This is a genomic window from Streptomyces tibetensis (assembly GCF_007655005.1).
Taxonomy (GTDB): domain Bacteria; phylum Actinomycetota; class Actinomycetes; order Streptomycetales; family Streptomycetaceae; genus Streptomyces; species Streptomyces tibetensis.
The window spans coordinates 297,213-319,138 of sequence record NZ_SZVW01000001.1 but is presented as its reverse complement, the minus strand read 5'-3'; the positions used below and the strand labels follow the sequence as shown (position 1 = coordinate 319,138).

The window sequence follows — 21,926 nt, the reverse complement described above, 5'->3', positions numbered from 1 at the left end:
AGCACCCACACATGCGCCGGATATCCCGGATCACGGTCGCAGGCGCAGCGACCGCCTCCCTGGCCCTCGCGCTCTCCGCCTGCGGCGGCACCTCGACCTCTGCCGGGTCGTCGGACTCGAAGGGCGACAAGGGCCTCGCCATCGCCTACGACGTCGGCGGCAAGGGCGACCAGTCCTTCAACGACGCCGCCTACGCGGGCCTGGAGCAGGCGAAGAAGGAGTTCGGGTACCAGACGGCCGACGTGGAGCCCACCGAGGGCGAGACGAACGCCGACAAGGAGCAGCGCCTGGTCTCCCTGGCCAAGCAGGGCTACAACCCGGTCGTCGGTGTCGGCTACGCGTACGCCGCCGCCGTGAAGGGCGCCGCGGAGAAGTTCCCGAAGACCACCTTCGGCATCGTCGACGACGCCACGATCAACACCAAGAACGTGGCCGACCTGGTCTTCAACGAGGAGCAGGCCTCCTACCTGGCCGGCGTCGCCGCCGCCAAGACCAGCAAGACGAAGGTCGTCGGCTTCGTCGGCGGCGTGGACATCCCGCTGATCCACAAGTTCCAGGCGGGCTTCGCGCAGGGCGTCAAGGACACCGACCCCAAGGTCAAGGTGCTCTCGCAGTACCTGACGCAGACGGCCGAGGAGGGCGGTTTCGCCAGCCCCGACAAGGGCAAGACGGCTGCCGAGGGTCAGATCGAGAAGAAGGCCGACGTCGTCTACGCGGCCGCCGGCCTGTCCGGTCAGGGCGTCATCGAGGCCGCCGCCGCCAAGAAGGTGTGGGCCGTCGGTGTCGACTCCGACCAGTACCAGCAGGAAGCCCTTGCCAAGTACAAGGACTCCATCCTGACGTCGGCGATGAAGGACGTCGCCAAGGCGGTGTACAACCTGGCGAAGTCGGTCGAGGACGGCAAGCCCGAGACCGGTATCGTTCGTGGCGATCTGAAGTCCGGCGAGGTGAGCCTGTCGAACTCCAACCCGAAGTTCGCGGACGACGCCGAGCTCCAGGCAGCCATCAAGACGGCCAAGGAGAAGATCATCAGCGGCCAGATCAAGGTCAAGAGCAGCTGACGAGCGACTGCCTCGAAGCAGGCGGTAACCCCCGGGGTTACGTCCGCTCGACGGGGTACGGGGAGCTGCTCCTCGTGCCCCGTTGCCGCGGGGCGTCGGCCCCTTTGTATGCCGTAGGGGCGCTACGCGCGTAGACGGCCCCCGTCCCCAGGAGAGTGCGCCATCAACGCGTCCAGCAGCCCTCCGGCCGGAGCGGCGGTCAACGAATCGGTGACCGCCGTCGAACTCGCCGGGATCACCAAGCGTTTCCCCGGAGTCGTGGCCAACCACGACATCCACCTCAGCGTCCGCAAGGGCACCGTGCACGCCCTGGTCGGCGAGAACGGCGCGGGCAAGTCCACGCTGATGAAGATCCTCTACGGCATGCAGAAGCCGGACGAGGGCACCATCTCGGTGGGCGGCGAACAGGTCACCTTCTCGTCGCCGGCCGACGCCATCGTCCGCGGCATCGGCATGGTCCACCAGCACTTCATGCTCGCCGACAACCTCACGGTCCTCGAGAACGTGGTCCTCGGCAGCGAGAAGCTCTACGGCATCGGCGCCAAGGCCCGCCGCAAGATCAAGGAGCTCTCCGAGCGCTACGGCCTCGGCGTCGAGCCCGACCTCCTCGTCGAGGAGCTCGGTGTCGCAGCCCGCCAGCGCGTGGAGATCCTCAAGGTCCTCTACCGCGGAGCCACCACCCTCATCCTCGACGAGCCGACCGCCGTGCTCGTGCCGCAGGAAGTGGACGCGCTCTTCGCCAACCTGCGCGAACTGCGCTCCGAGGGCCTGTCGGTCATCTTCATCTCCCACAAGCTCGGCGAGGTGCTCTCCGTCGCCGACGAGATCACCGTCATCCGCCGCGGCACCACCGTCGGCACGGCCGTCCCCTCCGAGACGACGCCCCGTCAGCTCGCCGAGATGATGGTCGGCAGCGAGCTGCCCACGCCCGAGACGGCCGAGTCCACGGTCACCGACCGCCCGGTCATCACCGTCGACCAGGTGCGCCTCGCGGCCCCCGGCGGCAAGGCCCTCCTGGACGACATCAGCTTCACCATCCACGCGGGCGAGGTCCTCGGCATCGCCGGCGTCGAGGGCAACGGCCAGACCGAACTGGTCGACGCCCTCATCGGCCTGCGGTCCGCCGACAGCGGCACCATCCGGCTCGCCGACGAGGAGATCACCGCCTGGCCCACCCGCAGGCGCCGCGAGCAGGGCATCGGCTACATCCCCGAGGACCGCCACCGCCACGGCCTCCTGCTGGAGGCACCCCTCTGGGAGAACCGCATCCTCGGCCACGTCACCGAGAAGCCCCTCGCCAAGGGCGTCTGGCTGGACCCGAAGGCGGCCCAGGAGGACACCCGCCGGATCGTCACGGAGTACGACGTCCGCACCCCCGGCATCGACGTCACCGCCGCCTCCCTGTCGGGCGGCAACCAGCAGAAGCTGATCGTCGGCCGCGAGATGAGCCACAAGCCCCGCTTCCTCATCGCCGCGCACCCCACCCGGGGCGTGGACGTCGGCGCCCAGGCCGCCATCTGGGACCACATCCGCGAGGCGCGCCGCGAGGGCCTGGCCGTGCTGCTGATCTCCGCCGACCTGGACGAGCTGATCGGCCTGTCCGACACGCTGCGCGTGATCTACAACGGCAAGCTGGTCGCCGACGCCGACCCGGCCACCATCACCCCCGAGGAGCTCGGCTCGGCCATGACCGGTGCCGCCACCGGGCACCTCGCGCACGACGACACCCCCGAGATCTCGAAGGCCGACGCCCCCGAGTCTCCGGAAGACGAGGCCCGCTGATGAAGAAGTTCGACAAGGAGCGCCTGCTCCTCGCGGTGGCCGGACCGGTCATCGCGCTGGCCGTGGCCTTCGTCCTGAGTGCGATCGTGCTGCTCGCCTCGGGCAAGAGCCCCTTCGAGCCGTTCGCCCTGATGTTCGAGCAGCTGGGCTTCTCCGACATCCAGGTCCTGATCATCAACCAGGCCTCGATGTACTACATCGCGGCCCTCGCGGTGGCCATCGGCTTCCGCATGAACCTGTTCAACATCGGCGTCGACGGCCAGTACCAGCTCGGCGCCATGATGGCCGCCGTCGTCGGCGCCCATGTGAACCTGCCGGCCGCCCTGCAGGTCCCGCTGCTGCTCCTGACCGCCGTCCTCACCGGCGCCTTCTGGTCCGGCATCGCCGGCGTCCTCAAGGTCACCCGCGGCGTCAGCGAGGTGGTCGCCACGATCATGCTCAACGCGATCGCCACCTCCGTGATCGCCTACATGTGGCTGCCGAACGTCTTCGGCGTCAAGGCCGGCAACAACAACACCACGGGCGAGATGTCCGAGTCCGGCTGGATCCCCGGGATCAGCCTGGGCGACGCCGGTGAGATCTACGGCCTGGTGCTGCTCGCCGTCCTGCTCGGCATCGGCTACTGGATCGTCCTCAACCGCACCCGCTTCGGCTTCGACCTGCGAGCCTCCGGCGCCTCGACGACCGCCGCCGCGGCCAGTGGCGTCGACCCCAAGCGCATGGTGCTGACCGCCATGCTGATCTCCGGCGGCATCGCTGGCCTGGCCGGCCTGCCGATCCTGCTCGGCGACAGCCACACCTACGACCTCAACTTTCCCACCGGCATCGGTTTCCTCGGCATCGGCATCGCCCTGCTCGGCCGCAACAGCCCGGTCGGCATCGCCTTCGCCGCGCTGCTGTGGGCCTGGCTCGACAAGGCCTCGCCCGAGCTGGACTTCCACGGCTACGACAAGGAGATCGCGGTCATCATGCAGGGCCTGATCGTCCTCTCGGTCGTCGTCTCCTACGAGGCCGTCCGCGAATGGGGCCTGCGCCGCCAGCAGCGTCGCGTCGGCGCCGAACTCGCCGCCGGACACGTCCTCGGCGCTCAGAACACGAAGGAGGTGGCTGGCCGATGACCACCGCGACCGACGTCAACCAGCCCACGCTGCAGCCCGCGGCGCCGACCGGCCGCCGCCTGTCGTGGCCCGTCCTGCTGCTCGTCATCGCCGGAGGCCTGGCGCTCACCTCGATCGTCCGCATCGTCACCGGCGCCGACGGCATCACCAACGTCAGCCAGATGTCCACCGCGCTCCAGCTCGCCGTGCCGATCGGCCTCGCCGGTCTGGGCGGCCTGTGGGCCGAGCGCGCGGGCGTGGTCAACATCGGCCTCGAGGGCATGATGATCCTCGGCACCTGGTTCGGCGCCTGGGCCGGCTTCCAGTGGGGCCCGTGGACCGGTGTCCTGGTCGGCATCCTCGGCGGCGCGATCGGCGGTCTGCTGCACGCCCTCGTGACCGTCACCTTCAACGTCAACCACATCGTCTCCGGTGTGGCCATCAACATCCTCGCCCTCGGCGCCACCCGCTACCTCGCGCCCCTCGCCTTCGAGGGCCACACGGGCGGCTCCGCCAAGCAGTCCCCGGCGGTGGACTCCCTCGGCAACTTCACGGTGCCGGGACTGTCCGACGCCCTGCGGGACCTCAACGCCCACGGCTGGTTCCTGATCTCGGACATCGCCGGCCTGCTCGGCGGCCTGGTCACCAACGTCTCCTGGCTGACCCTGATCGCCATCGCGCTGATCCCCGGCACCTGGTGGATCCTGTGGCGCACCGCGTTCGGCCTGCGGCTGCGCTCCTGCGGCGAGAACCCGGTCGCCGCCGAGTCCCTCGGCGTCAACGTCTACAAGTACAAGTACATCGCCGTCGTCATCTCCGGCGGTCTGGCCGGCCTCGGCGGTGCCTTCCTGTCCATCGTCGCCAACCCCTTCTACCTGGAGGGCCAGGTCAGCGGACGCGGCTTCATCGGTCTCGCGGCGATGATCTTCGGCAACTGGATGCCGGGTGGCCTCGCCCTCGGTGCGGGCCTGTTCGGCTACACCGACAGCCTCAACCTGCGCGGCGGCTCCTCCAACGTGCACGCCCTGCTGCTGCTCGGCGCGCTGCTGCTGATCATCGGGGCGATCTTCCTGGTGGTCCGCAAGAAGTACGCCCCGTCGATGATCACCGCGGTCGTCGCCGCCCTGGTCTTCGCCTGGTACGCGAGCACCGACGAGGTCCCGAACCAGGTCGTCTCCGCCACGCCGTACGTCATCACCCTGGTGGTCCTCGCCATGTCCGCGCAGCGGCTGCGGATGCCGAAGGCGGACGGACTGCCGTACCGGAAGGGGCAGGGCAAGTGACCGGCACCGGCCCGGACGTCGACTGGGAGACGCTGCGCGCTGTGGCGCGGGACGCCATGTCCCGGGCGTACGCCCCGTACTCCGGCTACCCGGTCGGCGTGGCGGCCCGCGTCGACGACGGCCGGATCATCTCCGGCTGCAACGTGGAGAACGCCTCGTACGGACTCGGACTGTGCGCCGAGTGCGGCCTGGTGTCCGAGCTGCACAACACCGGCGGCGGCCGGCTGACGCACTTCACCTGCGTCGACCGCGAGGGCGACACGCTCGTCCCGTGCGGACGCTGCCGCCAGCTGCTCCACGAGTTCGGCGGCCCGGACCTCCTGCTGGAGACCCCCGAGGGGATCCTCCCGCTGTCCCGGATGCTGCCCCAGGCCTTCGGCCCGGAGCACCTCAGCAAGTAATCTCCGTGCGGCCCCTCTGAGTTGCTCACGCGACCGGCTCAGGGGGGCCGTACGGCTTCTGGAAACCTCGGAAGGAAGCCAAGCCATGGCCATGGACGTCATCTCCGTCATCCGCACCAAGCGGGACCGCGGTGAACTCAGCGACGCGCAGATCGACTGGGTCATCGACGCGTACACCCGCGGGGAGGTCGCCGACGAGCAGATGTCCGCTCTCGCCATGGCGATCCTGCTGAACGGCATGAACCGCCGCGAGATCGCCCGCTGGACGGCCGCGATGATCGCCTCCGGCGAGCGCATGGACTTCTCGTCCCTGTCCCGCCCGACCGCCGACAAGCACTCCACCGGCGGCGTCGGCGACAAGATCACACTGCCCCTGGCCCCCCTGGTGGCGGCCTGCGGCGCGGCTGTCCCGCAACTGTCGGGCCGCGGCCTCGGCCACACCGGCGGCACGCTCGACAAGCTGGAGTCCATCCCCGGCTGGCGCGCGCTGCTGTCCAACGAGGAGATGCTGAACGTCCTCGACACCACCGGCGCGGTCATCTGCGCCGCCGGCGACGGCCTGGCCCCCGCCGACAAGAAGCTCTACGCACTCCGTGACGTGACCGGCACCGTCGAGGCGATCCCGCTGATCGCGTCCTCGATCATGTCGAAGAAGATCGCCGAGGGCACGGGCTCGCTGGTCCTGGACGTCAAGGTCGGCACCGGCGCGTTCATGCGGACGCTCGAAGATGCCCGCGAACTGGCCTCCACGATGGTCGGCCTGGGCACCGACCACGGCGTGAAGACGGTCGCGCTCCTCACGGACATGGCCACCCCGCTCGGCCTCACCGCGGGCAACGCGCTGGAGGTCCGCGAGTCCGTCGAGGTCCTGGCGGGCGGCGGCCCCGCGGACGTCGTCGAGCTGACGATCGCGCTCGCCCGGGAAATGCTCGACGCCGCCGGCATCAAGGACGCCGACCCGGCGAAGGCCCTCGCCGACGGCTCGGCGATGGACGTCTGGCGCCGCATGATCGCGGCCCAGGGCGGCGACCCGGACGCGGCCCTGCCGGTCGCCCGCGAGCAGCACGTGATCAAGGCCCCGTCCTCCGGCGTCCTGAGCCGCCTCGACGCCTACGACATCGGCGTCGCCGCCTGGCGCCTCGGCGCGGGCCGGGCCCGCAAGGAGGACCCGGTGCAGGCGGGCGCGGGCGTCGAACTGCACGCCAAGCCCGGCGACACGGTCACCGAGGGCCAGCCCCTGCTGACCCTCCACACGGACACCCCGGAACGCTTCGAGTACGCCCTGCAGTCGATCGAGGGCTCCTACGACATCGCGGCCGAGGGCACGGACGTCACGGCGTCGCCGGTGGTGCTGGAACGTATCGCCTGACCTTGGGGCTTCCACTTACGGGTGAACGGGATCGGTGGACCCTCGCCGATCCCGTTCGGCATGCTGGAGTCGGTGACGCACCGATAGGAGACCGCCAGTGCGACACGAAGTCGCTCCACCCAAGTAGATGACCTGCAAGGGGAAGAAGATCATGAGCAGGTCATCCCGGACCAGTGTCCAAGGTCCGTCCCCACTTCCGCATGCGTCGCTGGTAACGGCGGGGTGTGAAGCCGGAAGGGAAAGCTCAAGAGCAGCCCGGCCATCGGGTCGCAACAAGCGAGGGGAAGACCGGACGGGCTAATGAAAATGAACCCTTGAAGAAGTCCCGTAACTCCTGTGCCGCGTCGATGGTGAGCTGTCGGCGGCAGACAGGCCCTGGCGCGGAAGAGCGCACGACGACCCCTGAAGATTGGGGCCGAAGGGGGAGGACACCGTCGGGCCCGGGATTAAGAGGGAGCCCACCCCGGTCGCATCTTGTGGGAGCGGAACGTGGAAACCCCGTTGGAGTCCGGGAGTTGATCCCGGTAATCCGGAGGTAACGAAGGACCAAGCCTCCAGCGGGACAGGATGATCCGAGAAGCGAACGCCGACAGGGCGAAAGCCCAGAGGAAAAGGACGCGGTGTCCCCAGCCGTGTCCCATAACTCGTCGGATACGAGGCACGATGCCCCGGCCCGAAAGGGAGCCCACGCGGATCAGGTAGGCCCGTGAAGAAGAACTGTGAAGAACCCCGAACCGAAGGGCAAGTTGGATGCCGAAGGCAGGTGTGGCAGTGACCGCTACGGCGGCGCTGCCTCCTACGACGGCGAACGGACCAGAGGACTACGCCCAGACCTGGCACAGCATCGACTGGGCCAAGGCGGAGGCGTCGGTACGGCGACTGAGGCAGCGCATCTTCACAGCCGCGCAGGAAGGGGACCTTAAGAAGGTCCGCAACTTGCAGAAGCTCATGCTGCGGTCCCACTCGAACACGCTCGTGAGCGTGAAGCGGGTAACGCAGCAGAGCACAGGCCGTCGGACGGCCGGGATCGATCAGGAACGCGCGCTCACTCCGATCGCGCGAGGACGGCTGGCTGCTGAGATCACAGCGGAACGCTCGCCTGGAAAACCCCTGCCCGTCCGGCGCGTGTACATTCCCAAGGCCAACGGAAAGCAGCGACCCTTGGGTATTCCAGTCATCCGTGACCGGGTCCGCCAGGCCCGCGTCAAGAACGCACTGGAACCCGAGTGGGAAGCCCGGTTCGAACAACGAAGCTACGGCTTCCGCCCCGGCCAGGGTTGTCATGACGCGATCGGCGCTATCTACATCGTCGCAGGCCAGAAACGGGCCAAGCGGTTATGGGTGCTCGATGCGGACCTGACGGCGGCGTTCGACCGCATCTCACACGACCACTTGATGAACCTCATCGGGGCCTTCCCTGCACGGGATGCAATCCGAGGATGGCTCACAGCGGGAGTGATGGACGGCGGACGTCTCTCGCCCACTGAGGAGGGAACTCCTCAGGGCGGTGTCATCAGCCCACTGCTGCTCAACGTGGCCTTGCACGGCATGGAAACGGCAGCCGGGCACCTCGCAGAGGGACGCTCCAACAAGTCCCGAAGAGATGCCCCGGTGCTGGTCCGGTACGCAGACGACTTCGCTGTGTTCTGTCACAGTGAAGAGGAGGCACGCCGGGTCAAGGAGCAGTTGTCTCAATGGATGGCCCCGCGGGGGGTCGCCTTCAACGAGGAGAAGACATCCGTCATCCACCTTGAAGAAGGTTTCGACTTCCTCGGGTTCAATATCAGGAGATACAACGGCACCCTGCTGATCAAGCTGAGTAAGGCGGCCGTAAGAAGGGTCCGGGAACGGCTCCGCAGTGAAGTGATCGGCCTGAGAGGGGCGAACGCTGCGGCTGTGGTGAGAAAGCTCAACCCGATCATCAAGGGCTGGGCCACCTACTACCGGACGGTGGTGTCCAAGGAGACCTTCAAGTCCCTGGACTTTTACATGTGGACGCTCACGCAGAAGTGGGTCAAACACTCCCACCCGAACAAGCCGAAGAGCTGGCGCCTGGCCAAGCACTACGGCGTTTTCAACTCGACCCGGAAGGACCAGTGGGTATTCGGTGACCGGGATACCGGCACCTATCTCTACAAGTTCAACTGGACCAGAATCGTCCGGCACGTGATCGTCAAGGAGGGCAACTCTCCTGACGACCCCTCGCTGGCCGACTACTGGGTGAGCCGCCGTAGCAGGAGGATGCCCGGGACCGCCGACAGGTGGACCATTACCCTCGCATCCCGCCAGAAGGGGATCTGTCCGCTGTGCAAACAGCCGTTGATCCCCGACGCCGAGTACACACCGGACAACCCTCGCGAGTGGGCCGCGTGGTTCTCGGCATCGATGAAGCCGCTGCACAAGCACCACTTCATCTATCGGCGCGACGGCGGCACGGACGAGCGGACGAACCTTCGCCTCGTACACGCTGACTGCCATCGCCAGCACCACGCCGGCGATCACAGAAGGGCCAAGCAAGATGACCGACCCGCGTGACTCCAGGGGCCCGCTTGAGCCGGATGCGGTGAACAGCCGCACGTCCGGTTCTGAGGGGGCCGGGGGGCGGCAACGCCCTCCGGCTACCCGACTGAGCGCACTCACCGTGAGCCAGGACCCCGAACAGAGCTGGGACGACCTCGTCCGGTTCTGGGAGGAGATGGATTGGCCCGAGGGCAGCAAGGTGGAGATCATCGAGGGGATCATCACCGTGTCACCTGCTCCCGCTTACCGCCACAATGTGATCGCGGCCCGCATCCAGCGTCGCCTCTACTCCGTGATCCCCGAGGACTGGGAGATTTTCCAGACACTGGCGATCGCCGTGCCGTCACGTCTCGGCATGCTCATCCCAGATCTCGTGGTGGCCCCCGTGCGGGAGGACGCTGACACGGACACCCACATCCCGGCCGCCCTCGCCGAACTCGTAGTCGAGGTCACGTCCAAGTCCAACGCTCGCCACGACCGGGTCAGCAAGCCGGCCGCCTATGCCACTGCCGGTATTCCGCTCTACCTCCTCGTGGACCGCTGGGCTGCCGACGGCCCCACCGTGACGCTCTACGGCGAGCCCAAGGGCGATGTCTACCGCCCCCTGGGCAACGCGAAGTTCGGCGAGTCGATCAAGCTGCCGGCTCCCTTCGGCCTCGTCATCGACACCGGCGAGTTTCCGGAGGGCTGAGTCACCCCAGCACCGCCGCCACCACCACCACCAGCACCGGAACCGCCAGCACCGTCGACAGCAGGATCGCCTCCCTCGCCATCACCTCGCCCACCCGGTAGCTGCTCGCGTACGTGAACAGGTTCTGCGCCGCCGGCAGTGCGGACGTCACCACCACGTCGAGCAGCAGGGCACCGTGCAGGCCGAAGACGCCCGCCGCCAGGGCCCAGGCTGCCAGGGGCTGGACGACCGACTTGAGGGCCACGGCGAGGAGTACCGGGGCCCGTTCCGCGCCGCGCAGCGGAAGCGTGCTGCCGCGCAGGGAGATGCCGAAGGCCAGCAGGACCGCAGGGACCGACATGTTGCCGATCAGGGTGAGGGGGTCCAGCAGAGGTCCCGGCACCCTGAGGCCCGACGCCGAGACCGCCACCCCGGCCAGGGAACCCAGCGCTATCGGATTGCGCAGCGGCGTGAGCAGCCGCTGCCACAGCGGCCGCTTCTCCCCACCGCTCGCCAGGTCCAGGACCGTCAGCGCCACGGGCGTCACCCCGACCAGCTGGAACAGCAGCACCGGCGCGACCAGCGACGCGTCGCCCAGCACGTACACGGCGATCGGGATGCCCAGGTTCCCGGAGTTGACGTAACTGGAGCACAGCGCGCCGATCGTCGTCCGGCCCACGCCCCAGCCCCGCGCCGCGCCCACCGCCACGAAGACACCCGCGGCCGCTGCCGTGCTCATCGCCGTGACCAGCAGCCGGTCGGAGAAGATCACCGAGAGGTCGGCCTGCGCGAGGGTCGTGAAGAGCAACGCCGGGGACGCGACGTGGAAGGCGAGCTTGGTGAGGACCTCGCGGCCGCCGTCGCCCAGATACCCCCGCCGGCCGATCAGATAGCCGACGCCGATGACGACGGCGATGACCGCGAACCCGCTCAGCACCCCCCGCACGGCACCTCCCTGCAGACGAGGAGGGCATGGAGCAGCGCGGCATGGGCAGATGGTTGGGGCATACAGCAAACCCTCCGGGGAAGGCGCTGCCCGGGTCAATGTGATCCTTACGGCGTCGGCAGGCCGCACGGCGGCCCGGCAGGACGGACAGTCGCGATGAGTTACAGCCGCCCGCCCGGTCTACCGATCGTGGACGCCATGACACCGCCCGTGCTCGTACTGCCCGGCCCCCTCACCCGGGACGAGGTGAGAGGGCTCAGCGACGATGTGCGGGCACTGCTGCACGGCAGCGGTGCCCGGGTCGTGGTGTGCGATGTCGCGGGCCTGGGGCCGCCGGGGCTCGCCGCCGTCGACCTGCTGGCGAGGCTCCAGCTGGCCGCCCGCCGGGCCGGGGGACGGATCCGGCTGCGCGACCCCGACCCGGCCCTACGCGCCGTGCTCGACCTGGTCGGTCTCCGCTTCGAGGTGGAGGGGGAGGTCGAAGAGCGGGAACCAGCGCTGGGTGTCGAGGAAGCAGTGGAACCCGGTGATCCGGCCGCCTGAGAGCTCCAGCACCTGGACCGCCCACGGCATGAAGCCGCCGTTGTCCGGGTCCGGCTTGTACTGGGCGAACCCCGGCAGGCCGTTGACCTGCACGGGCACCAGCCGGGAGCCCGCGCAGGGCGCGCCGAGCGTGGTCATGAAGCCGGTGATGTCCCGCGTGCCGGTCAGCCACAGGTCGAACGGCGGCATCGTCATGACCGCGTCCTCGTGCAGCAGGGCCGTCAGCGCCGCCATGTCGTAGCCCTCGAAGGCCGCCACATAGCGGTCCAGCAGCTTCTTCTGGTCCTCGTCCAGCGGGTCGGAGACCGCCGCGTCGGCGCCCGGCTCCTGCCGCTCGGCCAGGGTGGCGCGGGCCCGCTGGAGGGCGCTGTTCACCGACGCCACCGAGGTGTCCAGCAGCTCGGCGACCTCGCTGGCCTTCCAGGCCAGGACCTCGCGCAGGATCAGCACAACCCGCTGCTTGGCCGGGAGCTGCTGGAGGGCGGCCATGAAGGCGAGCCGCACGGACTCCTTGGCGACCGCGGCCTCCGCCGGGTCGTGGGTCGTGGGCAGCACACGGGCGTCGGGCATGGGCTCCAGCCAGGTGTTGTCCGGGCGGGGGGAGAGCGCGGCCCGGGCGAGCGGGGTGGACTCGGTCAGGTCCATGGGCCGGGCCCGCTTGTTGCCCGCGGTCAGCATGTCCAGGCACACGTTGGTCGCGATCCGGTAGAGCCAGGAACGCAGGCTGGAGCGGCCCTCGAACTTGTCGTAGCTGCGCCAGGCGCGGACCATCGTGTCCTGCACCGCGTCCTCCGCCTCGAAGGAGGACCCGAGCATCCGGTAGCAGTACCCCGTCAGCTCGGTTCGGTGTGCCTCCAGCCTGGTGTCCAGGTCCGTCGATGTCGCCGTGCCGTTCGCCATCTCCACCCACCCCTGTGGACGTTCTGTTCACGCGCCGTTGCGCCCCAGTACTTCGGAAGCTACCGCAGCCCACTGACAACGGCCCCCCGAGCGCACAAAAGCGCAGGTCGAAGGGGTTGATCCAGACGGGCTGAGACAGACCCGCAGGCCTTCACACCAGCTCCTTGACCGACATCAGCAGATGCCGGTGCTCCCCGGCTACGGTCGATCCGGAATTCCATGAAAAAATCCCCCTGCTCGGTCCGGTGGTCAGCCGACGCGGACGGTATCCGCACCCACTGACAACCGGCCCCGACCAGGGGGAGGAACGGCGTCGAGGCTCAGGCGGCCGTGGCCAGCCGCCGGCGCTGCAGTCGGGCCGCCCGGGTCCCGAAGACGGTGATCGTCACGACGCCCAGGACCGCCAGGAGCCCGACCCCGACCGTCCCGGCCCAGCCACCCGCGTGGAAGGCGATCGCGCCGACCGTGCTGCCCGCGCTGGAGCCGATGTAGTACGCCGACTGGTACAGCGCCGAGGCCTGGGCGCGGCCGTGCGTGGCCGTCTTGCTGACCGCCGAGGAGGCGACCGCGTGGCCCGCGAAGAAGCCCGCCGTGATCAGGACCAGGCCCAGCAGGACCAGCGGCAGGGTGCCCGCCAGGGACAGCAGCAGGCCCGCGGCCGTCGTGCCGCCGCCCGCGTACAGCGCGCCCCGGCGGCCCAGCCGGCCGACCAGCCGGCCGGCGGTCGACGCCGACACCGTGCCGACCAGGTACACCAGGAAGATCGAGCCGATGATGCCCTGCGGCAGCGAGAACGGGGCCTCGGTCAGCCGGTAGCCGATGACCGTGTACACGCCGCCGAACACCGTCATGAACAGCGCGCCGATCGCGTACAGCCGGCACAGCAGCGGGTTGGACAGGTGGTCACGGACCGTCCGGGCCAGGACGCGCGGTCGCAGCGAACCGGCCCTGAAGTGCCGCGGGGCGGGCAGCAGCAGCCGGAAGGCCACCGCGCACGCCACCGCGATCACACCGATGACCCCGACGGCGACCCGCCAGCCCCACTCCTGCGCGACCCAGCCGGTGATGACCCGGCCGCTCATCCCGCCGACGCTGTTGCCGGCGACGAACAGGCCGATGGCGGTGACCAGAGCCTTGGGGGTGACCTCCTCCGCGAGGTACGCGGTCGCCGACGCCGGCAGCCCGGCCAGGGCGGCGCCCTGCAGGGCCCGCAGCGCGATCAGCGCGCCGAGGGAGGGGGCGAAGGGCACCAGCAGCCCGAGCGTGACGGCCACGGCCAGCGACGCGGTCATGATTGCCCGGCGTCCGTATCGCTCCGACAGGGCGCTCATCGGCAGCACGAACAGCGCCAGCCCGCCCGTCGCGGCGGCCACCGTCCAGCTCGCGTCGCTCGCCGCCACCCCGAACTCGCCGGAGATCAGCGGGAGCAGCGCCTGGGTGGAGTACAGCAGCGCGAAGGTCGCGACACCCGCGAGGAAGAGGGCGAAGCTCATCCGGCGGTAGCCGGGTCCGCCCGGCGAGACACGGGAGTCGGCAGCAGGGACAGAGACATCGGCGCCCACGACGGTGGACGCCCCGGTACTGGCGGGAGACATGCCTCGAACCTACGGACGCCCCCACTCATCCGTCCAATGCATGGAACGGTCATAATCGTTCCCATGGTGCATCAGCCAAGCTCACAGGGTCGCCTGTCACCAAGCAGTGACACAGAAGACATGGCACAGATGTCGAAGGTGCTGGCGCCGCGCCTCGCGTACTTCGCGGGCGTCGCCCGTACCGAGCACGTCACCCGCGCCGCCCAGGAGATGAACGTCCCCCAGTCGACCCTCTCCCGGTCCATGGCCCGCCTGGAGCAGGACCTGGGCGTCGACCTGTTCGCCCGGCACGGCCGCACGGTCTCCCTCACCCCGGCCGGCCGCACCTTCCTCGCCTCCGTGGAGCGCGCCCTGGCCGAGGTCGAGCGTGCCGCCGAGGAGGTGCGCGCCGACGCCGACCCGACCACCGGCAAGGTCGCCTTCGGCTTCCTGCACACCATGGGCGCCGAGACCGTCCCGGGCCTGCTGCACGCCTTCCGCGCGGACCATCCGCGGGTCCGCTTCAGCCTCGTCCAGAACTACGGCGAGGCCATGCTGGAACGCCTCCGCGCCGGCGAGCTCGACCTGTGCCTGACGTCCCCGGTGCCGGACGCCCCCGATCTGGTGGCCCGCCGCCTGGATGAGCAGAAGCTGCGCCTGGTCGTCCCCGCCGACCACTCCCTGGCCGGGCGCCGCCGCATCCGCCTCGCCGAGGCCGCGGACGAAACGTTCGTCACCCTGGAACCCGGCTACGGCCTGCGCCGCATCACCGACGACCTCTGCAGCGAGGCCGGCTTCAAGCCCCGCATCGCCTTCGAGGGCGAGGAGGCGGAAACACTGAGGGGCTTGGTGGCAGCGGGCCTCGGAGTCGCCCTCCTGCCTCCACCGGCGGTCCCGCGCCCAGGGGTGGTGGAACTGACGGTCACGGCCCCGAGAGCGGCCCGGGAAATCGGCGTGGCCTGGCTGGAGGGCCACCCGGACACGCCGCCGGTAGCGGCTTTCAAGAAGTTCCTGCTCTCAAGGAGGGGGAGCCTGCTGCCCTGATCTTGGGGGGGCGGGAAACTGCGCGAGCAACCACACACCACCCGCACCCCGAAACCACCGCAACCTGAACGGCGCTACCGCCTCGAAGGACTGAACCCCGCAGCGAGCGGCATCCGCAACCCCAACGGCGGCGGCGCCGCGAACGCGTCCCGCACCGGCCGCGACACCGCCCGCCCGAACAACGCCCCCATCACGAAGTCCTCGGCCAGAGCCACCACTTCGTCCCGGTACTGATGCAACCCGTGCCCGTCCGCGTGCACTTCGAACCGGCACACGTCCCGGTTCGCCTTCTTCGCCCGTGCCGCCAGCCGGAACGACAGCTCTGGATCCGTCCGCCCGTCGCTCGTGCCGTGCACGATCAGCACCTGGCGCCCGACCAGCTGCTTCACCGGTTCGGGTGGCGCCGCGACGTCCTCCTCCGGCAGCCAAGGGGCGAGCGCCAGCACGGAGTTGACGGCGTCGTGGCCCCCCGCCCGCAGCCCGGCCCGGCCGCCCATCCCGAGACCGACGAGACAGACCGGGACGTCCCCGTACCGCCGGACGACCTCGTCGGCCGCCCAGGTCGCGTCCTGCGCGAGATTGGCCTCGTCGCCGTTCCAGCCGCGGCAGCGGTAGTGCACCACGTGCACGGCGAGACCCTCGTCCCGGCCCGCGCGGGCCAGGCGGCGCCCGACGGCACGCACGGAAGCGGCCGCCAGCAGGGGCGACGGTCTGCGGCCACTGACCTCGTCGCCGCCGGGGAGCAGCAGCACCACGCCGCTCACCGCCGTCGGTGCCGGACCCAGTGCCCTGCCCAGCCGGGCCCTGCGAACCGGCGTCGCTTGGTGTGCCATGACAGAACAGTGTCAGAAACGCGGGTGTACTCGACCCGTCCTCGGGGTCACCGTTACGTATCGACGAAAACGTCAAGCGTCCGGGAACGCGCCGTCTACGCGCGTAGGAGTTACAGTGCGGAAATGACGAGCCAGACCACGCCGAACACCCCGACACCGGACCAGATCCGCCGGGCACCCAAGGTTCTGCTGCACGACCACCTCGACGGCGGTCTGCGCCCCGGCACGATCGTCGAACTCGCCCGCGCCTGCGGCTACACCCAGCTCCCCGACACCGACCCCGAGAAACTCGGCGTCTGGTTCCGCGAGGCCGCCGACTCCGGTTCCCTGGAACGGTACTTGGAGACGTTCTCGCACACCGTCGGCGTCATGCAGACCCGTGACGCCCTGGTCCGGGTCGCCGCCGAGTGCGCCGAGGACCTGGCCGCGGACGGCGTCGTCTACGCCGAGGTGCGCTACGCCCCCGAGCAGCACCTGGAGGGCGGCCTCGGTCTCGAAGAGGTCGTCGAGGCCGTCAACGAGGGCTTCCGGGAAGGGGAGCGGCGCGCCCGGGGCAACGGTCTGCGCATCCGCGTGGGCGCGCTGCTCACCGCCATGCGGCACGCGGCCCGTGCCCTGGAGATCGCCGAACTGGCCAACCGGTACCGGGACCTGGGCGTCGTCGGCTTCGACATCGCCGGTGCCGAGGCCGGCTACCCGCCCACCCGGCACCTGGACGCCTTCGAGTACCTCAAGCGCGAGAACAACCACTTCACCATCCACGCCGGCGAGGCCTTCGGCCTGCCCTCCATCTGGCAGGCCCTGCAGTGGTGCGGCGCCGACCGGCTCGGCCACGGCGTGCGGATCATCGACGACATCCAGGTCCACGAGGACGGCCGGGTCGAACTCGGGCGGCTCGCCTCCTACGTCCGCGACAAGCGCATCCCGCTGGAGCTGTGCCCGAGCTCCAACCTCCAGACCGGGGCCGCGTCCTCGTACGCCGAGCACCCCATCGGTCCGCTGCGCCGGCTGCACTTCCGGGCCACGGTCAACACGGACAACCGCCTGATGTCCCACACCAGTATGAGCCGGGAATTCGAGCACCTTGTCGAGGCGTTCGGTTACACGCTCGACGACATGCAGTGGTTCTCCGTCAATGCGATGAAATCATCTTTCATTCCTTTCGATGAACGACTGGCCATGATCAATGACGTGATCAAGCCCGGATATGCCGAGCTGAAATCCGAATGGCTGTTCCGTCAGACCGCTTCCACCAGCGGTTCTGGCGCCTTGTAGGGCTGAATCAGGGGTGTTCGGCACACAGTGAATGCGGGCGGTGTTCACCATCCGTCCGCATTTCGATGTTTGCGGCGGGCAGGGCCGCCTGATTACGGTCGCGGAACCGCTCACACCCGTCATCCCGTAACGAGGACGCATTTTCATGAAGCAGTCTGCTGCCAAGACCCTCGGTGTCGCCGCTCTCGGTGCCGCCTTCGCCGCCGCCGGTGCGGGTGCCGCCAACGCCGCCCCGGCCCTCCCGGACCCCGCCCAGGCGCTGGAGACCGTCACCGCGGTGGCCCCGGCGGAGCAGCTCTCCCAGACGCTGCCGGCGGGCGCGGGTGAGGCGGTGGGCCAGGGGCAGACTCTGGCCGGCACCGGTCTCGCCGCCGCCCAGCCGGTCGCCGGGCAGCTGCTCGCCCAGGGCCCGACCGGCCCGGCCGCCAAGCTGCTCGGCGGGCTCCCGACCAAGGGTCTGCCGGTGAACGGCGTTCCGGCCGTCTGAGCCTCCCGTCGAGGCGGACGCACACGCCGATGGGGCGCACCCGCACGGGTGCGCCCCATCGGCGTTCTCACATACGGGCGTCACCAGGCCGTCCGGGCCTTGCCGTGCGTCTTGTCCTCCGCGGGCAGCAGGATCCACAGCGCGATGTACAGCAGGAACTGCGGGCCGGGCAGCAGACACGAGATCAGGAAGATCACCCGCATCGTGGTCGCGGAGGTGCCGAAGCGCCGGGCCAGTGCGGCGCACACTCCGCCGATCATGCGGCCGTGGGTGGGGCGGGCGAGGCGGGACATGTGCGACTCCTTCAACGTCGGTGCGGTGAGGCCTCTCGTCCGAGTACCCCATCTGCACTCCACGCTACGGAGACGAAGGGGGCAAAGCGTCGCTCCACGGGGCGATCCCGACCCTGGGAATCGTCGGGGTCCGACCCTGAGCCGGCTCCTCCGGAGGGAGGGGCGCGCGCAGCAGCCGGGCGGTGGTGCGGCGGCGCAGCCAGGAGCGGCCCGCCGGAACCAGCGCGAGATGCGCGAGGGCCACGCCCACGGTGTTCAGGAACAGCGAGTCGACGTCGACGACCTGACCGGGCACGCCGGTCTGCAGCAGTTCGATGCCCCAGGAGAGCAGCGCCCCGGCCGCGACGGTGCGCAGCAGGGACGCCAGCGGCGAGACGACCAGCCTGCCGCCCGCCAGCGGCAGCAGCACACCCAGCGGGGCGAGCAGGGCCAGCCCCTCCCCGATCCGGCGGGCCGCCTCGGGCCAGCCCAGGGCGAGATCGGCCCGGATACCGGCGAACGGTCGGAGATTGGCGGGCATCACCCAGGGCACGTCCAGCGGCCGCAGCGTGAACCAGGCGACGAACGCCAGGTGTGCGACGAGGAGGACACCTCCTGTCACACGGATGCGGGACGCGGCGCTGCCGCCGATGGAGCCTTGACGCTGCACGCCCCCCAAGACGCGGCCTTCGGCGCCTTCGGTTCCGGGATGGACCCCGTCGGCCCTGTGAGGCATACGCCACAGCCCCGGCGGATCACTCCCCGGCCGCGTCCTTCGACGGCGGTTCCGTGCTGCCCGGCCGGGCCCGCACCTCGTCGGTGCACTCGTAGCGGCGCGGGCTCTCGGCACCGGGGCCGCCCAGGATCACCGAGCCGTCGCCCTCGGCCGCGGCCGAGTCGGAGAAGGTGCACACGATCTGCGCGAGGGCGTAACTGGTGAGGCCGGCCGGTGCCGTGCTCAGCCGCAGCGTGTCCTCCGGGTCGCCGGGGCGCGGCCGGCCGACCGTGATGCCGCCGCGGACGTCCGTGCTGTAGCCGGCCTCCTTCTCGGCGGTCGACGGCGGTGTGGCGAGCTGGTCCAGCAGGCCCTGCGCGACGAGCATGCGCCGCTCGGAGTCGGCCGCGCCGTCCGGGACCCGCACGGTCCGGTCGACGGTCACCAGCGAGGACCCGCACAGCAGGAACACCTGCACCGGCACCCCCCGGGTCGCCTGGGTGGAGACGTCCGACTCGGAGAGGGAGCACTGCACCCTTGAGGGCGCGGGCCCGAAGTTCGTCGGCACCTCCGTGGCCCGGATCCCGCAGCCGGCCAGCAGCACGGCGAGCGCCGGAACGGCGAGCAGCCGGGACACGGCCGCCAGACGCGCGGTCATCATGCGTCCCCCTTCGAGTCCTCGCCCTGCGGCCGGTCGGTGCCGCTGTCCTGCCCCAGCTCGTCCTCGGCGGGCTGCTCCTCCGCGGGGGACGTGCCGCGCGGCAGCCGCAGGGTGAACACCGCGCCCGAGTCGGGCGAGTTGGCCGCGGTGATCTCACCGCCGTGGATGTGGGCGTTCTCCAGCGCGATGGACAGCCCGAGGCCACTGCCCTCGGAGCGCGGCCGGGAGGCGCTGGCCTTGTAGAAGCGGTCGAAGACGTGCGGCAGGACGTCCTCCGGAATGCCGGGCCCGTGGTCCTGGACCTCGATGACGATCGAGTCGTCCGCCTCCCGCACGGACACCCGCACCGGGGAGCCGCCGTGCTTGAGCGCGTTGCCGATGAGGTTGGCCAGGATGACGTCCAGGCGGCGCGGGTCCAGCCGGGCGTGCAGGCCGCGCTCGGCGTCCAGCTCCACCGCGTCCAGCCAGGCCCGGGCGTCGATGCAGGCGGTGATCTGGTCGGCGAGGTCGACGTCGTCCAGGACGAGCCGCGCGGTGCCCGCGTCGAAGCGGGTGACCTCCATCAGGTTCTCGACCAGGTCGTTCAGCCGCCGCGTCTCGCTGACCACCAGCCGGACGGCGGGCTCGATCATCGGGTCCATGCTGCCGGTCTCCGCCTCCAGCTCCTCCTCCAGGATCTCCGTCACGGCGGTGATCGCGGTGAGGGGGGTACGGAGTTCATGGCTCATGTCCGCGACGAACCGCCGGGACGCCTCGTCCCGCGCGGCCATGTCCTCGACCCGCTTCTCCAGCGCCTCGGCAGCGTAGTTGAACGTCCGTGACAGATCGGCGAGTTCATCGGTCCCGGACACCCGCAGCCGGGTGTCCAGCTTGCCCTCGCCGAGCCGCCGCGCGGCCGTCCCGAGCCGCTGCACCGGCTTCAGCACGGTCGTCGCCGCGGCCTGCGCCAGCAGCGCCGAGCCGATCAGCGCGAGTCCCGTGGCGATGCCCAGCGACCAGGCCAGCGAGTTGAGGTCCTTGGCCTCCGGCTCCAGCGACTTGAGCATGTAACCGGTCGGGCCGCCGCCGATCACCCGCGTACCGGCCACCAGATACGGGGTGTCGTGGTCGACTATCCGCTGCCAGTACAGGTGGTACGGGTACTTGTTGGCCCCGTCGACCTTCTGCGTCCTGTTCACCGCCGTGCGCAGCGACTTCGGCACGTCCCGCAGCGAGAAGCCGTTCAGCCCGCCGGAGCTGCCGTAGACGGTCCGGCCCTCGGTGTCGCGGCCGACCAGCAGCACGCTGAAGCGCTGGTCGCTGCCCGCCATCTGGCCCGCGGTGTGCTGCAGCTCGTCCTGCGTGGGACGCTCGGGCAGCGCGCCCGCCCGGTTCTGCATCTCCTGCTCGAAGTCGCGCAGCACGGCGTCCTGGGTGCGGGTGAGCACGGCCTCGCGGTTGAGCCAGTACGCGATGGCGGACGCGGACACGGCGGCCGTGAGGGCCACCAGTCCGAAGACGACGACCAGCCGCAGCCGCAGGCTGGTGAAACGCAGCCGCGACAGAACTCCCTTGCGCGCCCCGGTCCAGCCGTGGGCCCCCCCTTGGTGCGCCTGTGTCACTGAGGCGCGTCCAGCCGGTAGCCGACACCCCGCACGGTACGGATCAGCGTCGGGGACGACGGCACGTCCTCGACCTTGGCACGCAGCCGCTGGACACACGCGTCCACGAGACGCGAGTCGCCCAGGTAGTCGTGCTCCCACACCAGCCGCAGCAGTTGCTGCCGGGACAGCGCCTGGCCCGGCCGCCGGCTCAGCTCCAGCAACAGCCGCAGCTCGGTCGGCGTGAGCTGGAGGTCCTCGCCGTTCTTCGTCACGGTCATGGCCGCACGGTCGATGACCAGCGACCCGAAGCTCGCCGCATCGGTCGACTCGCGTTCGCCGCGCCGCAGCACCGCCCGGATCCGGGCGTCCAGCACCCGCCCCTGGATCGGCTTGACCACGTAGTCGTCGGCGCCGGACTCCAGCCCGACCACCACGTCGATGTCGTCGCTGCGCGCGGTCAGCAGGATGATCGGCAACTGGTCCGTGCGCCGGATGCGCCGGCACACCTCGAACCCGTCGATGCCGGGCAGCATCACGTCCAAAACGATCAGATCCGGCCGCTGCTCACGGAGCAGCTTCAGACCGTCCTCACCGCTGGCAGCGGTCGCCACGCGATGACCCTGGCGCGTCAGTGAGAGCTCCAGGGCCGTCCGGATGGCGTCGTCGTCCTCGATCAGCAACAGGGAAGGCACGCGCTCATTCTGGCCCATGGAGGGGTCGGGGTTCGACCGGTGGGGCCCAGTCGTTGCGGGCCGATAGCGCCGGCGCCTGTGGACGACCCGTGGCCGGCCTGTGGCCGACCCCTGTGACAGGCCTGTGACAGTCGGCGGACACGGCCATGAAAGTGCCGCGGCAAGCTTCTCGGCACAGGCAAGGAAGCCCGCCCGAACAGGCGGGCCGCACATCGGAA

At 70.0% G+C, this 21,926-nt stretch carries 21 protein-coding genes; 12 read left to right on the top strand and 9 right to left on the bottom strand.

The window, feature by feature from the left end:
- The first annotated feature begins 11 nt into the window (after window positions 1-11).
- The 8 genes from FDO69_RS01475 to FDO69_RS01440 all read left to right on the top strand — a co-directional run bounded on the left by FDO69_RS01475 (window position 12) and on the right by FDO69_RS01440 (window position 10,204).
- Entirely contained in the window at window positions 12-1,061 is a 1,050-nt protein-coding gene (locus FDO69_RS01475; RefSeq protein WP_104777729.1) for a BMP family lipoprotein, read from the top strand.
- A gap of 210 nt (window positions 1,062-1,271) precedes the next feature.
- Window positions 1,272-2,843: an ABC transporter ATP-binding protein gene (locus tag FDO69_RS01470; protein WP_104777728.1), complete on the top strand. Its 1,572-nt coding sequence runs from the start codon at window positions 1,272-1,274 to the stop codon at window positions 2,841-2,843.
- Window positions 2,843-3,961 carry an ABC transporter permease gene (locus FDO69_RS01465; protein ID WP_104777727.1) on the top strand — a complete coding sequence of 373 codons (1,119 nt, stop codon included), beginning with the start codon at window positions 2,843-2,845 and terminating at the stop codon, window positions 3,959-3,961. The genes FDO69_RS01470 and FDO69_RS01465 overlap by 1 nt, the downstream gene beginning before the upstream one ends.
- The gene (locus tag FDO69_RS01460; RefSeq protein ID WP_104777726.1) at window positions 3,958-5,223 is read left to right on the top strand and encodes an ABC transporter permease; all 1,266 of its coding nucleotides are present in this window, start codon (window positions 3,958-3,960) and stop codon (window positions 5,221-5,223) included. The genes FDO69_RS01465 and FDO69_RS01460 overlap by 4 nt, the downstream gene beginning before the upstream one ends.
- Window positions 5,220-5,624, top strand: coding sequence for a cytidine deaminase (locus tag FDO69_RS01455; protein WP_104777725.1), 405 nt, complete (start codon window positions 5,220-5,222; stop codon window positions 5,622-5,624). Before FDO69_RS01460 ends, FDO69_RS01455 begins: the two co-directional genes overlap by 4 nt.
- Before the next feature lie 85 nt (window positions 5,625-5,709).
- The gene (locus FDO69_RS01450; protein ID WP_104777724.1) at window positions 5,710-6,993 is read left to right on the top strand and encodes a thymidine phosphorylase; all 1,284 of its coding nucleotides are present in this window, start codon (window positions 5,710-5,712) and stop codon (window positions 6,991-6,993) included.
- Window positions 6,994-7,743: 750 nt separating this feature from the next.
- A complete protein-coding gene (gene ltrA, locus FDO69_RS01445) occupies window positions 7,744-9,528 on the top strand; it encodes a group II intron reverse transcriptase/maturase (protein ID WP_104777723.1) in 1,785 nt (594 codons plus the stop codon).
- 91 nt (window positions 9,529-9,619) lie between these two features.
- On the top strand, window positions 9,620-10,204 hold the full coding sequence (locus tag FDO69_RS01440; RefSeq protein WP_104777912.1) for a Uma2 family endonuclease: 585 nt from the start codon (window positions 9,620-9,622) through the stop codon (window positions 10,202-10,204).
- Between the two features lies 1 nt (window position 10,205).
- Here the strand turns inward: FDO69_RS01440 and FDO69_RS01435 are convergent, their stop codons facing one another.
- Window positions 10,206-11,129: an AEC family transporter gene (locus FDO69_RS01435; RefSeq protein ID WP_104777722.1), complete on the bottom strand. Its 924-nt coding sequence runs from the start codon at window positions 11,127-11,129 to the stop codon at window positions 10,206-10,208.
- A gap of 156 nt (window positions 11,130-11,285) precedes the next feature.
- Here FDO69_RS01435 and FDO69_RS01430 point away from each other — a divergent pair, with 156 nt between their 5' ends.
- Window positions 11,286-11,672: an STAS domain-containing protein gene (locus FDO69_RS01430; protein ID WP_138430022.1), complete on the top strand. Its 387-nt coding sequence runs from the start codon at window positions 11,286-11,288 to the stop codon at window positions 11,670-11,672.
- Here the strand turns inward: FDO69_RS01430 and FDO69_RS01425 are convergent.
- Window positions 11,556-12,572: a sigma-70 family RNA polymerase sigma factor gene (locus tag FDO69_RS01425; RefSeq protein ID WP_104777721.1), complete on the bottom strand. Its 1,017-nt coding sequence runs from the start codon at window positions 12,570-12,572 to the stop codon at window positions 11,556-11,558. The two genes, FDO69_RS01430 and FDO69_RS01425, sit on opposite strands and share 117 nt — an antisense overlap.
- Window positions 12,573-12,892: 320 nt before the next feature.
- Window positions 12,893-14,167 (bottom strand): MFS transporter, encoded by a 1,275-nt coding sequence (locus FDO69_RS01420; RefSeq protein WP_104777720.1) that lies wholly within the window; start codon window positions 14,165-14,167, stop codon window positions 12,893-12,895.
- 63 nt (window positions 14,168-14,230) lie between these two features.
- Here FDO69_RS01420 and FDO69_RS01415 point away from each other — a divergent pair, with 63 nt between their 5' ends.
- Window positions 14,231-15,190 (top strand): LysR family transcriptional regulator, encoded by a 960-nt coding sequence (locus FDO69_RS01415; protein ID WP_104777719.1) that lies wholly within the window; start codon window positions 14,231-14,233, stop codon window positions 15,188-15,190.
- Window positions 15,191-15,264: 74 nt separating this feature from the next.
- On the opposite strand, the gene FDO69_RS01410 is transcribed toward FDO69_RS01415, so the two are convergent.
- Window positions 15,265-16,023 (bottom strand): alpha/beta hydrolase, encoded by a 759-nt coding sequence (locus FDO69_RS01410; protein ID WP_104777718.1) that lies wholly within the window; start codon window positions 16,021-16,023, stop codon window positions 15,265-15,267.
- A 123-nt stretch (window positions 16,024-16,146) separates the two neighbouring features.
- Between FDO69_RS01410 and FDO69_RS01405 the strand changes: the two genes are divergently transcribed.
- Window positions 16,147-17,298 (top strand): adenosine deaminase, encoded by a 1,152-nt coding sequence (locus FDO69_RS01405; RefSeq protein WP_104777717.1) that lies wholly within the window; start codon window positions 16,147-16,149, stop codon window positions 17,296-17,298.
- Between the two features lie 145 nt (window positions 17,299-17,443).
- The gene (locus tag FDO69_RS01400) at window positions 17,444-17,785 is read left to right on the top strand and encodes an ATP-binding protein (RefSeq protein WP_104777716.1); all 342 of its coding nucleotides are present in this window, start codon (window positions 17,444-17,446) and stop codon (window positions 17,783-17,785) included.
- A gap of 80 nt (window positions 17,786-17,865) precedes the next feature.
- On the opposite strand, the gene FDO69_RS01395 is transcribed toward FDO69_RS01400, so the two are convergent.
- The 5 genes from FDO69_RS01395 to afsQ1 form a co-directional block, all read right to left on the bottom strand.
- Window positions 17,866-18,078, bottom strand: coding sequence for a PspC domain-containing protein (locus FDO69_RS01395; RefSeq protein ID WP_104777715.1), 213 nt, complete (start codon window positions 18,076-18,078; stop codon window positions 17,866-17,868).
- Window positions 18,079-18,142: 64 nt separating this feature from the next.
- On the bottom strand, window positions 18,143-18,727 hold the full coding sequence (locus FDO69_RS01390) for a VanZ family protein (RefSeq protein WP_104777714.1): 585 nt from the start codon (window positions 18,725-18,727) through the stop codon (window positions 18,143-18,145).
- An 85-nt stretch (window positions 18,728-18,812) separates the two neighbouring features.
- On the bottom strand, window positions 18,813-19,433 hold the full coding sequence (locus FDO69_RS01385; protein ID WP_389830079.1) for a hypothetical protein: 621 nt from the start codon (window positions 19,431-19,433) through the stop codon (window positions 18,813-18,815).
- The gene (locus FDO69_RS01380; protein WP_104777712.1) at window positions 19,430-21,034 is read right to left on the bottom strand and encodes a sensor histidine kinase; all 1,605 of its coding nucleotides are present in this window, start codon (window positions 21,032-21,034) and stop codon (window positions 19,430-19,432) included. The genes FDO69_RS01385 and FDO69_RS01380 overlap by 4 nt, the downstream gene beginning before the upstream one ends.
- Window positions 21,031-21,708 (bottom strand): two-component system response regulator AfsQ1, encoded by a 678-nt coding sequence (gene afsQ1, locus FDO69_RS01375; protein ID WP_104777711.1) that lies wholly within the window; start codon window positions 21,706-21,708, stop codon window positions 21,031-21,033. The genes FDO69_RS01380 and afsQ1 overlap by 4 nt, the downstream gene beginning before the upstream one ends.
- Window positions 21,709-21,926 lie beyond the last annotated feature (218 nt).